This is a genomic window from Promicromonospora sp. NPDC110617 (genome assembly GCF_055598465.1).
In genome coordinates this window covers 591,115-605,250 of sequence record NZ_JBVKBM010000003.1, presented here as the reverse complement: position 1 = coordinate 605,250, position 14,136 = coordinate 591,115, and the positions used below count along the sequence as shown (strand labels likewise).

Genomic DNA, 14,136 nt, shown 5'->3' with positions numbered 1-14,136 from the left:
CCATCTCAGCACCGGACACTGACACTCGCCGGGAACTGCGGGTGTTCTTGGTGCTCAGGGGCGGTTTTCAACCGCACTTTCGCCCTTGTTTCACCCCGCCTGCGCCGCGACGGCGGACTCGGTCCCGGACGGGTCGCCGCGTCGGGCGGCCGCGTTCAGCGCCTCCCGCAGCCCGGCAGCGGTGCCCTCGGCCTGGGCCTGGCCGGCGATCGCAGCCGCGCGCGCCTGCTCGGCCTCCGCCGCCTGCCTGCGCGCGGACTCCAGCGCGTCCCGCGACGCGGAGAGCTCGCCCTCCAGCCGGGCCACGGAGGCCTCGGCGCCGGCGCGCGCGGCCTCGGCGTCGGCCCGGTCCCGGTTCGCCTGCGCGACGTCGACACGTGCGACCTCCAGCGCTCCGCGCACGTCCGTCAGGGACTCGCGCAGGCCCACGGCGGCACCGTCCGACTGTGCGCGCGCCGACTCCGCCTCGGACCGCGCACGTTCTGCGGCCGCAGCCCCCGCCCGCACCTCGGTGAGCTCCTCGCGCACGGCTTCCAGCGCTCGCCGCGCGGCGTCGAGCTCGCCCTGCAGCCGGGCGGCCGACGCCGCGGCGTCGGCCTGGGCCTCCTCGGCCGCGTCGCGCTCGTCCTGGACCGAGCGCGCTTGCTCGCGCGCGGTCTCCAGCAGGGCGCGGAACTGTGCGAGCTCGGCGTCGGCCTCGTCCACGCGCGCCGCCAGGGCGTCCGCCTCGCCGACGACGGCGCTCAGCGCCTCGTCCGACGCCGCTGCTGCCGCCTCGTGCTCAGCCCGCGCCGCCTCGACGGCCGCACCCCACAGGGCGTCCAGACCGCGCTCCGCCAGCGCGCTCACCGCGGCGGGCAGGTCCGGGAGCGCGCTGCGCGCGTCGTCCTCGGCGGTCTTCGCGTCACGCCACTCCCGCAGGTACTTCGTCGCCGTGGCGTTGGAGCAGCCAGCTCGCTCGCGCACGTTCGTCACGGTCAGCGCCGCACCCTCGGCCGCCAGTGCGTCCGCCGCCTGGAAGACCCGTTCCCTGTCTCGCACGTCGTTCCCCGCTCACGTCGTCGTCTCGACTGTCCGTATTTCAGACCGCCGCCGTCCCCCGTAGTAGTACGAGTAGTAGCGTAATCCTACTCCTACTTTTGCGCCACACACTGCGCACCCGCTTTCCTGAAGCGGGTGCGCAGTGGACACAGAATCGGCCAAACAACAGGGGTTAGCTGGCTCTGTCAGGGCACTACTCGGCACCCGAGGAGCAGATAGTGAGCATCGAATCCGGCGGGGGATCGGTCTCAGATCCGCGGCACCTGGGCCGACGATCCGACCGGACCGACACGCGGACGCAGGATCACTCCCCAGGAACGTCCTGAGGAACGTCCTGGAGAAACACGATCCCGTCCAGGTCGGCGAGCTGGTCCGGGTCCAGCGGCGCGTAACCGAACCACGGGGACACCCGCGCCACCGGGTCCGGGATCAGCGCGGCCAGTCCCGGGGCGTCGACGACGGACCGGTCCGCACCCAGCGCGGACAGCAGCCCTTCGATGCTGTCCGACGGCGCGTCGTCCACGCTCTGGTGCCGGATGGTGCCGACCGCCGAGGCCAGGAACCCGTACCGCTCACCCAGCCGAGCGCCCACCAGGGCGCCGGCGCCCCACCACTCCAGCCGCGGATGGTCCCACATGCGCATCGTGCTCATGCCCCGCTGCAGGTGACTGTTGTGCGCGTTGACCAGCAGAGGGCCCCGCTCGGCGAGCCCCAGCAGGTTGTCGGCCATCATCGCGTCGCGTACCGCGAGCAGCCGGGTCATGCGGGCGGGCGAGGGGTCGGCCATCCAGAAGTGGTAGCGCAGCAGCCCGGTCGCGGTGCGTCCGTACAGGCGCGCCCGGTCCCACTCCTGCGCCGTGGAGGTGGCGATGAGCTGTGGTGCGTGCGTGTCGAGGAGCATCGCCAGGTCGTCGGCGAGCAGGCGCAGCTCCCTGGCCTCGGCGGACTGACCCACGGACCGCGCCGGGTCCATCATGGCGGCGGGTTCGGTCCAGCGGGCGTCCGCACCGATCATCCGGTCGAGCACGTCCGCGGCACACGGCAGCAGATCGGAGTCAATACGTGTGGACAGGTACTCGTACAGGGCGGTGAGCGCTGCCCGGGGGCTCGCGGCCGCGTGGATCTCCAGCGGCCCGTCGAAGCCCGCGAACCGGAGCCGTCCGGCATCGGGCCGGCCCTCCGCGCCGGCGCGAACGATGTGGGCACCCGCATCGCCGGCATGCTCGCCGTCAGCACGCTCGTTCCAGGCGCGCATCCAGCGCACCAGCTCGCGGTTGGCCGGGAAGGAACCCCACTCGTGGCTGAACCCACGCGCCATGACGTCGTCGAGATCGCCCTCGCCGGTGGCGACGTAGTCGTCCACGACCTGCCCCGCGAGGCAGTCGGTCTCCAGGGCGATCGTGCGGTAGCCCTCCTGCTCGACTAGCTGCCGGAAGAGCTCGTTGCGCAGCCTCAGCAGCGCGCCCGCACCATGGGTGGGTTCGCCCAGGGCGAGGATCCGCGGCCGGCCCGGGAACAGGCGCAGGACGGCAGTGGCATCAAGGGGATGAACGGTGTGCTCGAGGTCTCTCACCATTCCCTCAACGGTATCGTTGACGTCTCGGTTGAGACCTGGGGCCGGCACCCGCCGGAACAAAGCCCAGAGGAACGCCCGGAACAGGTAGGTGGATGCGGCCCAACCCTCAAAGCGTCGATCGGCTGCGGCCCGTCGACCTGGCACGGGAGCACGGTCTGTCCACGCAGGCGGTCCGCAACTACGAGGACGCCGGCATCCTCCCGGCCGCCGTCCGCACGCCGTCCGGGTACCGGACCTACACGCCTCAGCACGCGCGCGCCCTGCGCGCGTTCCTCGCCCTGGTCCCCGGGCACGGGCACCGGACGGCGGCCGCGATCCTGCGAGCCGTGCACGACGGGGCGGCCGGCGAGGCGTTCCGCCTGATCGACGAGAGCCACGCCCAGCTCCTGGACGACCGCCGGACGCTCCGCGCCGTCGAGGACGCGCTGCGCGAGCTCGACCTCGCGAGGACGGACACCCACGCGAACCGCGGACGCGGCGCCACCACGGTCACCACCAGCACCGGTGCCAACGCAGGTGCCAACGCAGGTGCCAACCCTTCTGCCGATGCAAGGACGGCGCCGGACGCCCCGCGACCCGGCGACACCTTCATCGGTCCGCTCGCCGCCGCGCTCCGGATCCGGCCCGCGACCCTGCGCACCTGGGAACGGGCCGGCCTGGTGCGTCCACGGCGCGATCCGCAGACCGGCTACCGGGTCTACGACGAGGCCGCGCAGCGGGACGCCCGGCTGACCCACCAGCTCCGGCGCGGTGGGTACCTCCTGGAGCAGATCGTCCCGCTGGTCGGCCGGGTCCGCGCGGCCGGCGGGCTGGAGCCCCTGGAGGCGACGCTGCACGAGTGGCACGGGCGCCTGACCGACCGCGGGCGGGCGATGCTCATGGGGGCTGCCGCGCTGGACGCCTACCTCAGCGAGCCGCCCGCAGCCGCGCCGCCTGCTTGATGAGGTGCGTGCGCTCGGCCGAGCTCGCCGCCCGGTCTGCCGCGGCCGTGTAGTGGTCGATCGCCGCGGCGGCGTCGTCGGCACGCTCGTACAGGTGGGCTGCCACGGCGTCCCACCGGGACAGCCCCGGGTCGATCTCGGCCAGGGCCGCCAGGCCCGCCCGCGGGCCGTCGACCTGCCCGACGGCGACGGCCCGGTTCAGCGCGACGACCGGGCTGTCGGTGAGACGGGCCAGCTCGTCGTACCACTCGAGGATCTGCGACCAGTCCGTCTCGTCCGCGGTCGGGGCGTCGTCGTGCAGCGCCGCGATGGCGGCCTGCACCTGGTACTGCCCGAGCTGGTCCCGCCCGAGCGCGTCCTGCAGCACCTCCACCCCCTCGCTGATCATCGCGGTGTCCCACCGGGAGCGGTCCTGCTCGTCGAGCGGGACCAGCTCGCCGGAGGCGGTGTACCGGGCATGGCGGCGGGCGTGGTGCAGCAGCATGAGGGCCAGCAGGCCGGCGATCTCGGGATCTGCGCCCTCGGGACGCGCCGCCGAGGCGGCCGCGAGCTGCCGCGTCAGCCGGATCGCCTCGTCCGCGAGCGAGATCTCGCCGGTGAACCCCTCGTTGAAGATCAGGTACAGCACGTGCAGCACCGCGCGGACGTCGCCGGGCGTGTCGAACCGCTCGCCGGTGATGGTGCGCTTGGCGCGCGAGATCCGCTGCGCCATCGTGGCCTCGGGGACCAGGAACGCCCGCGCGATCTGCGCCGTCGTCAGCCCGCCGACCGCCCGGAGCGTCAGCGCGATCGCCGACGCCGGGCTCAGCGCCGGGTGACAGCAGCGGCTCAGCAGCAGCAGCGTGTCGTCCGACTGCTCGGTGGGCCCGGGCGGCGGCTCGTCGTGGACCCGCTCCTCCCGCCGTCGTCGGGCGGCCTCGGAGCGCTGGGCGTCGATCAGCTTGCGGCCGGCCACGCGCAGGAGCCAGGCCTTCGGGTCGTCCGGCGGGTCCTCGGGCCAGTGCCGGACGGCCTCGATGAGGGCCTCCTGGACGGCGTCCTCGGCCGTCGCGAAGTCTGCTCCGCGACGGACGAGGACGCCGAGGACCTGCGGCGCCAGCGTCCGCATCTGGTCGTTCACTGCGTCGTGGTCCACACCAGGCCTCTCACTCGCTGACCGTTACTTGCTGACCGTCACTCGCTGATGGTCAGGTCCTCGCCGAGGAACGGCCGCACCTCGAGCCACTCGTAGATGGGCCGGCCGTCCTTGCCGGGCGCCGCGGACAGCTCGGCCGCGGCCTCGTAGGCGCGCTCCTGGGACTCGACGTCGATGATCATCCAGCCGGCGATGAGGTCCTTGGTCTCGGCGAACGGCCCGTCCGTCACGGGCGGGCGCCCCTCGCCGTCGTACCGGACGAACGTGCCCTCCGGGGACAGTGCGCCCTCGCCGACGAACTCACCGGACTCGGTGAGCTTGTCCGCGAACCGGCGCATGTAGTCGATGTGCTCCGTGATCTCCTCGGGCGTCCACTGGTCCATCGGGACGTCGGTGCCCGGCACCCACTCGGGGCCGCCGCGCCGGTAGTGCTTGAGCAGCAGGTACTTCGCCATGGTTCTCTCCCTGGGTCCCGGGCCCCGTGGGGCCCGTCCGAACTCGGTACGGACGCGGTCTCGCGCCCTCGACCCTAGGACGGAGCCCTTCTCGCGTTCTCGACATCAGGATCGTCGATCCGCGAGAAAAAAGTTGGACCGTGTGGACGCGCAGGTCAGCCCGCCCTGCTCCTCAGCCCGCCCTGCTCCGCACGGCCCGGATCGGCGTGACCGCCGCCGGCCCACCGCCGCCGTGCGCACCCCCGTCAGCCCCCGGCACGACGGCGGCCGCCTGGAACGCGGCGCTCATCGTCTCGCCCAGGGCGTCGAGGTCGTCCTCGAACAGCCCGGCGTAGGTGGACAGCGTCAGGACCGGCGACTCGTGCCCCAGCATCCGCTGCACCGCCTTGACCGTCGCGCCGCCCGAGATGGCCAGGGACGCCGCGGTGTGGCGCAGGTCGTGCAGGGTGAGCGTGTCGAAGTCCTCGGCGCCAGGCCCCAGCGTGGTGCGCGACAACGCCGTCAGCAGCCGGGTCCGGCTCACCTTCTCGCCTCGCGTCATCGTCTCGCGCGCCCGGTCCCCGTCGGCCACCAGGGCCCACGTCGCCGGGTCGCAGATCCCGGTCGCCTCCCGGCCGGCGTCCGACTGGAGCCGGCGCACCGCGGCGACCACCCCCTCGTCGTACAGGCCGCTGGCGTGCGGTCCGGCGGCACCCGGCCCGGCGCCGCCCAGGCCCAGGGCCTCGCGCAGGGTGCGGACGGCGCGGCCGGCCGCCAGGACGGCGGGCCGGAACGCCGACCGGTCGAAGCTCTCGCGCCGCAGCGCGGTGCCCCGGGCGCCGGTGAACAGCAGGTCGCCGGGCGCGCGCCCCGCCGCCTGCTCGGCCACGGCCGGGGCCAGGGAGGACGGCAGCGGCACCTCGCGACGCGCGTGCGTCTTGGTGTCGCCGAGCAGCAGCGTGCCGTCGTCCAGGCGGGTGTACGCCTTGGTGACGTGCACCCGGCGGCGCAGCGGGTCGACGTCGGCCACCGTCAGCGCGCTGACCTCGCCCCAGCGCAGGCCCGTCAGGGCGGTGAGCAGCACGAGGGTGCGCGTCTGGGCGGAGGTGGTCGCGTCCGCGACGCGCCGGAGCTGCTCGTGGGACAGGTACCGGTGCGGCTTGGTCTTCGGGGCGCGGGGCAGGGCGGGCACCTTGCCCGACGGCGTCCGCGCGGGGTTGGTGCGCAGGCGGCGCGCGTCGACGGCGGCGTCGAGCAGGGCCACCAGGAGGCGGGCCGCGTCCCGACGGCGGGCAGGCGAGGCGGTCTGTCCCGTGGTGGGGGAGACCATGGTGGCGGCCCAGCGGGCGACGTCCTCGTGGGTGACCTGCCGCAGCGGCCGCTCGCCGAAGGCCGGGGCGACCAGCGAGCGGAAGCGTTCGCGCTCGGCCTCGATGGTGCGCGGCGCGCGGTCGACGCGCGCCTCCTGCCAGGTCGCGAACCACTCGGCGACGGTGACCCGGCCCGCGGACGGGTCGATCCATTCGGCGTGCTTGCCCGCCTCCTCCTGCCGCCGGGCCTCCGCGAGCGCCTCGCGCCGCACCGTGAAGCGGCGGGTGCTGCGCAGGCGGCCGTCGACCCGGTACCGGCCGATGTAGCCGGTGCGGCCGTCGGAGTCGGTGCGCTGCTCGGTGTACGCCACGGGGGCAGCGTAGTCGGGGCGTTCCGCCTGGTCATGGTCGCGCGGTGCGTGTCGGAGTGCGTGTCGGGGCGCGCGTGTCGGGGTGCGGCGTGTCGTGCACTGCTCACGCCGCGGAGTGCTGCGGCTCGCGCTCGTGGTCCTCGAGGTTCCGCAGGCGCCGCACGGGGCTCGCCGCGAGGATCGCGGGGCCGGCGAGCAGCACGAAGGCCGACCCGAGCAGCACGGCACGGGTCCCGGCTGTCTCGGCGACCGCGCCGGCGATCAGGCCGCCCAGGGGGATGCAGCCCCAGGACACGAAGCGCACGGTGCCCATGACGCGGGACAGGAGCTCGGGCGGGCTCGCGACCTGCCGGTAGGTACGCGTGACGACGCTGCCGGGGACCACGCTGGCCGCGAAGACGAGGTTGCCGACGGCGAAGCAGACCCAGCCCCAGCGGCCGATGCCGGCGGGGATCAGGAGCGCGCCCGCGAATCCGACGAGCCCGACGAGGAGCACGACGCGGGCGGAGCCGATCCGCCGGACGAGCCAGGGCGTGGCCCAGGCGGCGAGCAGGGCCCCGACGCCCTCGGTGGCCAGCAGCAGCCCGACGACGGCGGCGGGTGCGTCCAGCTCCCGAACCAGGTAGATCGCGAAGAGGGCGTGCTGGGCGCCGCAGACCGTGTTGACCACGCACGCCCACCAGGTGCACGGCGCCAGGACGGGGTGGGCGGTGACGAACCGCCAGCCCTCGGCGATCCGGCGGCGCAGCGGGGTCGGGTCGTCGTCGCCCGGCTGGCGGCGTTCGGGCAGGGTGCGCAGCAGCACGGCGGAGGCGACGTAGGACACGGCGTCGAGCAGGAGCGCGGGCGCGGCGCCGACGAGCTGGACGGCCAGCCCGCCCAGCGAGGGCCCGCCGAGCTCGGTCACCGCGTGCGTGCCGGACATGAGCGAGTTGCGGCTCGTGAGCTGGTCCCGCGGCACGACGGAGGTGATGAACGTCGTGCTGGCGCTGAAGAAGAGCACCTCGGCGAAGTTGAGCGTGAGCGCGACGACGAACAGCTGGGCCAGGGTCAAGTGACCGGCCCACCAGGCCAGCGGCACCGACACGATGGCGAGCGCCCGGACGAGGTCGGTGACGATCTGGGTGGTCCGCAGCGGCCAGCGCTGCACGATCGCGCCGGCGGGCAGCCCGATGACGATCCAGGCCAGGTAGGACGCCGCGGCGAGCAGTCCGGTCTCGAACGGTCCGGCGTCGAGCACGAGCACGGCGGTCAGGGGCAGGGCGATCGTCGTGACCGCCGAGCCCATGTTGCTGGTCGTCGTGGCCGCCCAGAAAGTCCAGAAGGAGCGTGCGGCGGTCGGGACCGTCGTCGTCATGGTGTGCCTCCACGGTGAGCCGATGAGTTCGATCGGGGCGAGTGAGTTCCATTTTGAAACCCACTGGCGGTACAGTGGCAGAAGGACGGCGGCGGGCGCAACGCGGCCCGGATACCGGGACCGGGAGACGGCACCCGGGCGATGCCGTGCGAGAGGAGTGGCGTGCGGGGGGAATTCCGTACGAGAGGTACGACGTGCGAGAGGATGGGCCGCATGCGCAAGGAGGACCTGGCCGACGCCGACTGCGGGATCGCGCAGTCGCTCGGCGTCATCGGCGACTGGCAGAGCCTGCTGATCGTGCGCGAGGCCGCGGCCGGCGTCTCACGCTTCGACGCGCTCGCCCACGAGCTCGGGTTCAGCAGACGCGCACTGACCGAACGCCTCGGCCGGCTCGTGGACGACGGCGTCCTGGAGCGGGTCCCGTACTCGGCGCACCCGCCCCGGTTCGACTACCGGCTCACCCGCCGCGGCGAGGGGCTCGTACCCGTGCTCGTGGCGCTGCAGGAGTGGGGGACGCGTCACGTGATGGGCGACGGCAGCGTCTCGGGCGCCGTCGGCGACGCCGAGGCGCGGCGCGTGCACGCGCTCGTGGGAACGCAGGTACCCGACGTCACGCTCACGGCTCACGACGGCGGCACCGTAAGCCTCGCGGACCCCGACCGCTGGACCGTGCTTTTCCTCTTCCCGGGCGCCTACGCCCCCGACACGGACGGGTACCCCGCCGGCTGGAGCGACATCCCCGGCACCCGCGGCTGCACACTCGAGTGCGTCACGTACGCCGGACGGACCGCGGCGCTGGCCGACGCCGGCGCCCGCGTGCTCGGCGTGTCCACCCAGCGCCCCGACCAGCTCGCGGCCTTCGCGGCGCATGCGGGCCTGCCCTATGCGCTGGCCTCGGACCAGGACGGCCTGGCGGCGTCCGCCCTGCGCCTGCCCGTGTTCCGCGCCGCCGGGACGGACCGGCTCAAGCGGACCACGCTCCTGATCGCGCCCGACGGCACCGTGCGCCGGGTCCAGGCGCCGGTGACCGACCCGGCGGGTTCCGTGGACGACATGCTGGACGCCGTCCGCGCGGAGACCGGGCGTGCACAGACGGGGCAGCCCGGGCGCGGCTAGATCGCCCGGGCCTGCCCCGTCAGCGCGTTCCAGCCGATCCGCCCGCCGAGGACCAGCAGAACGACGCCGGTCACCCGGTCGGTCACCCGCGCGATCGCGCGCCCGGACAGCCACCGCTTCGCCAGGCCCGCCGCGTTGATCAGCAGCGCGAGCCAGATCAGCCCGAGCACGTCGTGCTCGACCGCCAGGAGCAGGCCCATCAGGAGGTGCGGCACGTCGTCGGGCAGGAACTGGGGGATCGTGGCCAGGTAGAAGACGCCGACCTTGGGGTTCAGCAGATTCGTCGTCGCGCCGAGCGCGAAGGAGCGCCAGGCCGACCGTTCGACAACCGGCAGGTCACCAGGCAGAGCACCAGGCAGAGCACCCGGGGAAGCATCCGGGAGCGCGTCGGGCAGCGCGTCGTACCGCCCGGCGCGGAAGCTGGACCACAGCATCCGGCCGCCGAGCCACGCGAGGTAGGCCGCACCCGCCAGGGTCAGCGCCCGGTAGGCCGTCCCGGAGGCGGCGAGCACCGCCGTCGCGCCGACGGCGGCCGCGACGCCCCAGGCCAGGCAGCCCGCGTTGATGCCGAGCGCCGTGGCGTAGGCGTGCCTGCGGCCGCTGACGACGGCGGTCCGCAGCACCAGCGCGCTGTCCAGGCCCGGCATGATCGTCAGCGGGATCGCGACCAGCGCGAACAACAGCATCGCCTCGGGGATCGTCACGCGCGCGAACGTACCAGTGCCCGTCCGGCGCAACCGAGCCGGTAGTTTGGAGGCATGCGCGTTCTCGTCTCCGGTGGAGCCGGCTACATCGGCTCACACACCGTCCTTGCCCTGGTTGCCGCCGGTCACGACGTCATCGTCGTCGACGACTTCTCGAACTCGAAGCCCTCGGTGCAGGGCCGCCTGGAGGCGCTCGCCGGTCGCGCGATCCCCTTCCACGGCTTCGACCTGACCGACGCCGACAAGACCGAGCGGTTGTTCGCGCACGAGCGGATCGACGCCGTGATCCACTTCGCGGGCTTCAAGGCGGTGGGGGAGTCGGTGATGAAGCCGCTGGAGTACTACCGCAACAACCTCGACTCGACGTTCGCCCTGGCCGCCTCGATGGCGAAGTACGGGGTGACCAAGCTGGTGTTCTCGTCGTCGGCCACGGTGTACGGCGAGAAGGCCCCCGTGCCGTACCGGGAGGACTACGAGCACCTGTCCTCGTCGTCGCCCTACGGGCAGACCAAGGTGATGATCGAGCGCGTCCTGTCGGACATCGCGCAGATCTCCGAGGGCTGGAAGGTCGCGCTGCTGCGCTACTTCAACCCGGTCGGCGCGCACGCGAGCGGCGACATCGGTGAGGACCCGCAGGGCATCCCGAACAACCTGATGCCGTTCATCGCGCAGGTCGCGGTGGGCCGGCGCGAGCGGCTGACCGTCTTCGGGGACGACTACCCGACGGCGGACGGCACGGCCGAGCGCGACTACCTGCACGTCACCGACCTCGCCGCCGGGCATGTCGCGGCCCTGGAGCACCTGGACGACATGGTGGAACCCGCGCGGGCGTTCAACCTCGGGACCGGAACCGGCACGTCGGTGCTGGAGCTGCTCAAGGCGTTCGAGCGTGCGGTCGGCCGTGAGCTGCCGTACGAGATCGGTCCGCGCCGCGCCGGCGACCTGCCCGCCTTCTGGGCCGACCCGACGCGCGCCAACACGGAGCTCGGCTGGTACGCGACCAAGACCATCGACGACATGTGCGCCGACACCTGGCGCTGGCAGTCTCAGAACCCCGAGGGTTTCCCGGGCAGCTGAGCCCGGCCGGCACCGCCTGACCCAGGTCCGACCCCGGCGACGTCGCCGGAGCCGGACCAGTCAGACCAGCGGGTTGCCGATCGGGGGCGTCTCCAGCCGGTCGAAGTCGAGCTGGGGCACGCCCTCGTCCGGGTCCGGGCCGAGCGGCGGCCGGGAATCAGCCCTGGAATCAGCGCGGGCGTCGGTCCGGGGAGCCGGCATCAGGATGGGCCGCAGCTCCGGTCCGAGCGCGGACCGCGAGTCCTGGCGGGAGTCCTGGCGAGAGGTGCGCTCGTTCGCCGCCGGCTCCTCGCGCACCGTCTGGCGCATCGTGCGGTCCACCGGCTCGGCGTGCGCCTCCTCGAAGGCCCGCACGATCGACCAGGGCAGGCGGATGTAGCCCTCGACGTCGAACCCGTTGGCGATGGCCCAGGCGCGCATCTGCGCCGGGGTCGCCCGGCCGCGGCCGTCGGTGGGCTTCTTCGACCCCGACTCGTCCACCAGCTTGGGGAAGTCCACCGGCGTGGCCTCGACGATCGGCTCGATCACCGAGTCCCGGGCGCAGCCGATCGTGTCGGCGACCCGCCACAGCTCCTGACGCGCCTCCAGGTGGTAGCGGTCGGCCTCGATCGCCTGGCGCACCAGCGCGTCGAAGAACGCCTTCCGGGCGGTAGCGGCGGCCTCGGGCGTCAGCCGGTACAGCGGCTCGGCCTCGGCCAGCCCCGCGGCGGTCTCCGGCGTCAGCCGCCCGTCCTGGAGGGTCTCCGCGAGGAGCGAGAGGTAACCGTTGGTCCGCACGTCGGCGACGGCGGCGATCGCGTCGGCCAGCGGCTGGCCGCCGAGCGTCGTCAGGACGCCGGGACCCCGCCGGCCGGGCCACGGCCGCGGGGCGTCGGCGGCCCGCGTGGGCCCCTCCGGCCACGGGTAGACCCACGCGCGCAGGGTGACCTGCAGCAGCTCGGGCAGGTCCGGCAGGCCGGTCGCGCTCTGCACGAACCGGGCCAGCAGCCCGGCCACGGCCCGCGCCTCGCTGAGCGGGCTGGAGTTCGGCAGACCGCCCTCGTACGGGACCCCTGCGGCGGTGCAGCAGTCCGACAGCCGGCGGTGCACCAGGCCGGGCAGGTAGTGGTAGCTCGCGTCGATGATGGTGAGCTGGGCGAGCGTGGGCAGCTCCCAGCCCAGGTGGGACAGCTCGTTGCGCAGCACCTCGACGCCGAGCCGGCCGTTGTGCGTGACGATCGCCATCTGCGACAGGCGCTCGCGCAGGGTGGCGGCGACGTCGGCCAGCGCGATCCACGCGCCGTCGGGGTGCAGGACGGCCGACCACTCGTCGACCACCCCGCCGCGCTCGTCGACGCGCACGACGGCTATCTCTCGCAGGCGCGCCCCAGCAAGCTGGATCCCGGTGATCCGGGTCGACACCGCTGCGTACGCGGGCTTGCCCACGCGTTCGTCCCTCGCCATGCGCGTCCTTTCTCGACAGCCGTGCCGCCGTTGGCGCTACGACGCGCCACAGGGTGCCATCTGCGCGAGAGTCCTGAAAGTGGAGATCGTACGAATATGTCGGATTCTGTGAAAATCACTACCAAAGATAGCGGACCGCCCCCCGATTATTAACACTTACGGTGGGTGTTTGGCCACCGTCTGGGGCAGGGCAAAAGGGGAGGTCATGATGCTGGCGAAGCTTTCGGTCATGGACTGGCGCGCCATCGCGGCGCTCGCGTTCGCTCTTCCGTACGTCGCGCTGACACTGCTGGGTGATCGGTTCGGGTGGTTGCAGCTCTCGGCTTCCGACGCTCTGACCAGCCCAATCACCATTGTGGCACTGGGTTGCCTGCTTGCCGGCGCAGGCCTCGCGCTGACCCCGGCGATCCAGGGCGGGGCCTACCCGGTGCTGAACATCCTGGTGGGCGGGGCCATGCTGGCGGGCTTCTGCTGGGCGGTGCTGGTGCTGGCCCAGGCGCGGTACGGGTGCGACCCGCTGAACGTCTTGCCCGGCTGCGGGTGATCTTTGGAAAGTTAAGGACCTAGTCGTTATCGGGAGATTTTCCCGTGCCGACAGCGGGCGCCCGGGACACAATGCGAGCGTGTTCCAACGTCCGGCCCACCACCGCGTCTCGAGCCGCGAGCTCGTCGCGCTCGGCACCGCGAGCCAGGTGCCCACCAGGACCCGAAACCACAACGGCTACGTGCTGTTCTGGGACGACGAGGTCATCCTGTTCGACCCGGGCGAGGGGTCGCAGCGCCAGATGCTGCACGCGGGGGTCTCCGCGACGGCGCTGACCCGGATCGCGATCACGCACCTGCACGGCGACCACAGCCTCGGCCTGGCCGGCGTGGTGCAGCGCATCAGCCTGGACGCGGTGCCGCAGACGATCCCGATCACGTTCCCGGCGTCCGGCCGCCGCTGGGTGGAGAACCTGTGCGACTCCACCGCGTACTACCACCAGGAGCGGCTCGCGCTGCAGGGGCTGAGCCGGGACGGCGTCGTGCCGCGCGTGCCCGGGGAGCTGCACGGACCGGCGGTGCTGCGGGCCGCGCGCCTGGACCACTCGCTGGAGGCCTACGGGTACCGGCTCGACGAGCCGGACGGCCGCCGCATGGTCCCGGAGCGCCTGGCCGCCGCGGGTATCTCGGGACCCGACGTCGGACGCCTCGCGCAGGAGGGCACGCTGCGGACCGAGCGGGGCGTGGTCCGGCTGGAGGACGTCAGCGAGCCGCGGCCCGGCCAGTCGTTCGCGTTCGTCATGGACACCCGGATGTGCGACGCCGTCGACGACCTGGCCGACGGCGTGGACCTGCTCGTCATCGAGTCGACCTACCTCGACCGGGACCGGGACCTCGCGCACGCCCACAGGCACCTCACGGCGCTGGAGGCTGCGACGGTGGCCGCGCGGTGCGGGGTCCGGAGCCTCGTGCTGACCCACTTCTCGCAGCGGTACACCGACCCGGACGAGTTCGAGAGGGAGGCCCGCACGGTGTTCGACGGCAAGCTCACGGTCGCGGCCGACCTGGACCGGGTGGCGGTGCCGCGGCGGCGGTGAGGCCCGTGCCGCTCCACCCGTTGTTCTTCACCCTGATTGTCCTTCACCCTG

13 protein-coding genes are annotated in these 14,136 nt (G+C 73.3%); 5 read left to right on the top strand and 8 right to left on the bottom strand.

Annotation, left to right across the window (positions count from 1 at the left end):
- Positions 1-90: 90 nt before the first annotated feature.
- Both ACZ7LE_RS20475 and ACZ7LE_RS20470 read right to left on the bottom strand, forming a co-directional pair.
- The gene (locus ACZ7LE_RS20475) at positions 91-1,041 is read right to left on the bottom strand and encodes a DNA-binding protein (protein ID WP_470405079.1); all 951 of its coding nucleotides are present in this window, start codon (positions 1,039-1,041) and stop codon (positions 91-93) included.
- Between the two features lie 304 nt (positions 1,042-1,345).
- Complete coding sequence (locus ACZ7LE_RS20470) at positions 1,346-2,617, bottom strand: erythromycin esterase family protein (RefSeq protein ID WP_470405078.1); 1,272 nt, start codon at positions 2,615-2,617, stop codon at positions 1,346-1,348.
- Between the two features lie 92 nt (positions 2,618-2,709).
- Here ACZ7LE_RS20470 and ACZ7LE_RS20465 point away from each other — a divergent pair, with 92 nt between their 5' ends.
- Positions 2,710-3,558, top strand: a complete 849-nt coding sequence (locus ACZ7LE_RS20465) for a TioE family transcriptional regulator (RefSeq protein ID WP_470405077.1) — start codon at positions 2,710-2,712, stop codon at positions 3,556-3,558.
- Here ACZ7LE_RS20465 and ACZ7LE_RS20460 read toward each other — a convergent pair.
- The 4 genes from ACZ7LE_RS20460 to ACZ7LE_RS20445 all read right to left on the bottom strand — a co-directional run bounded on the left by ACZ7LE_RS20460 (position 3,524) and on the right by ACZ7LE_RS20445 (position 8,165).
- Positions 3,524-4,693 (bottom strand): RNA polymerase sigma factor, encoded by a 1,170-nt coding sequence (locus ACZ7LE_RS20460; RefSeq protein ID WP_470405076.1) that lies wholly within the window; start codon positions 4,691-4,693, stop codon positions 3,524-3,526. The genes ACZ7LE_RS20465 and ACZ7LE_RS20460 overlap by 35 nt on opposite strands.
- Before the next feature lie 38 nt (positions 4,694-4,731).
- The gene (locus ACZ7LE_RS20455) at positions 4,732-5,148 is read right to left on the bottom strand and encodes a YciI family protein (RefSeq protein WP_470405075.1); all 417 of its coding nucleotides are present in this window, start codon (positions 5,146-5,148) and stop codon (positions 4,732-4,734) included.
- A gap of 172 nt (positions 5,149-5,320) precedes the next feature.
- Positions 5,321-6,808: a tyrosine-type recombinase/integrase gene (locus ACZ7LE_RS20450; RefSeq protein ID WP_470405074.1), complete on the bottom strand. Its 1,488-nt coding sequence runs from the start codon at positions 6,806-6,808 to the stop codon at positions 5,321-5,323.
- Positions 6,809-6,911: 103 nt separating this feature from the next.
- The gene (locus tag ACZ7LE_RS20445) at positions 6,912-8,165 is read right to left on the bottom strand and encodes an MFS transporter (protein WP_470405073.1); all 1,254 of its coding nucleotides are present in this window, start codon (positions 8,163-8,165) and stop codon (positions 6,912-6,914) included.
- A 213-nt stretch (positions 8,166-8,378) separates the two neighbouring features.
- Between ACZ7LE_RS20445 and ACZ7LE_RS20440 the strand changes: the two genes are divergently transcribed.
- Positions 8,379-9,281 (top strand): winged helix-turn-helix transcriptional regulator, encoded by a 903-nt coding sequence (locus ACZ7LE_RS20440; RefSeq protein ID WP_470405072.1) that lies wholly within the window; start codon positions 8,379-8,381, stop codon positions 9,279-9,281.
- Here ACZ7LE_RS20440 and ACZ7LE_RS20435 read toward each other — a convergent pair.
- A complete protein-coding gene (locus ACZ7LE_RS20435; protein WP_470405071.1) occupies positions 9,278-9,985 on the bottom strand; it encodes a LysE family translocator in 708 nt (235 codons plus the stop codon). The genes ACZ7LE_RS20440 and ACZ7LE_RS20435 overlap by 4 nt on opposite strands.
- A gap of 54 nt (positions 9,986-10,039) precedes the next feature.
- Between ACZ7LE_RS20435 and galE the strand changes: the two genes are divergently transcribed.
- Positions 10,040-11,062, top strand: a complete 1,023-nt coding sequence (gene galE / locus ACZ7LE_RS20430; RefSeq protein ID WP_470405070.1) for a UDP-glucose 4-epimerase GalE — start codon at positions 10,040-10,042, stop codon at positions 11,060-11,062.
- A gap of 60 nt (positions 11,063-11,122) precedes the next feature.
- On the opposite strand, the gene ACZ7LE_RS20425 is transcribed toward galE, so the two are convergent.
- Positions 11,123-12,505 carry a hypothetical protein gene (locus tag ACZ7LE_RS20425; RefSeq protein WP_470405069.1) on the bottom strand — a complete coding sequence of 461 codons (1,383 nt, stop codon included), beginning with the start codon at positions 12,503-12,505 and terminating at the stop codon, positions 11,123-11,125.
- 205 nt (positions 12,506-12,710) lie between these two features.
- On the opposite strand from ACZ7LE_RS20425, the gene ACZ7LE_RS20420 reads away from it, so the two are divergent.
- Both ACZ7LE_RS20420 and ACZ7LE_RS20415 read left to right on the top strand, forming a co-directional pair.
- On the top strand, positions 12,711-13,049 hold the full coding sequence (locus tag ACZ7LE_RS20420) for a hypothetical protein (protein ID WP_470405068.1): 339 nt from the start codon (positions 12,711-12,713) through the stop codon (positions 13,047-13,049).
- A gap of 79 nt (positions 13,050-13,128) precedes the next feature.
- The gene (locus ACZ7LE_RS20415) at positions 13,129-14,085 is read left to right on the top strand and encodes a ribonuclease Z (protein ID WP_470405067.1); all 957 of its coding nucleotides are present in this window, start codon (positions 13,129-13,131) and stop codon (positions 14,083-14,085) included.
- Positions 14,086-14,136: the final 51 nt, after the last annotated feature.

What these genes read in the sequence shown, in the direction of transcription:
- ACZ7LE_RS20470 (WP_470405078.1), bottom strand. Translation starts at nt 2,617, where the DNA reads ATGGTGAGAGACCTCGAGCACACCGTTCATCCCCTTGATGCCACTGCC.
- ACZ7LE_RS20465 (WP_470405077.1), top strand. Translation starts at nt 2,710, where the DNA reads ATGCGGCCCAACCCTCAAAGCGTCGATCGGCTGCGGCCCGTCGACCTG.
- ACZ7LE_RS20455 (WP_470405075.1), bottom strand. Translation starts at nt 5,148, where the DNA reads ATGGCGAAGTACCTGCTGCTCAAGCACTACCGGCGCGGCGGCCCCGAG.
- ACZ7LE_RS20445 (WP_470405073.1), bottom strand. Translation starts at nt 8,165, where the DNA reads ATGACGACGACGGTCCCGACCGCCGCACGCTCCTTCTGGACTTTCTGG.
- ACZ7LE_RS20440 (WP_470405072.1), top strand. Translation starts at nt 8,379, where the DNA reads ATGCGCAAGGAGGACCTGGCCGACGCCGACTGCGGGATCGCGCAGTCG.
- galE (WP_470405070.1), top strand. Translation starts at nt 10,040, where the DNA reads ATGCGCGTTCTCGTCTCCGGTGGAGCCGGCTACATCGGCTCACACACC.
- ACZ7LE_RS20425 (WP_470405069.1), bottom strand. Translation starts at nt 12,505, where the DNA reads ATGGCGAGGGACGAACGCGTGGGCAAGCCCGCGTACGCAGCGGTGTCG.
- ACZ7LE_RS20420 (WP_470405068.1), top strand. Translation starts at nt 12,711, where the DNA reads ATGATGCTGGCGAAGCTTTCGGTCATGGACTGGCGCGCCATCGCGGCG.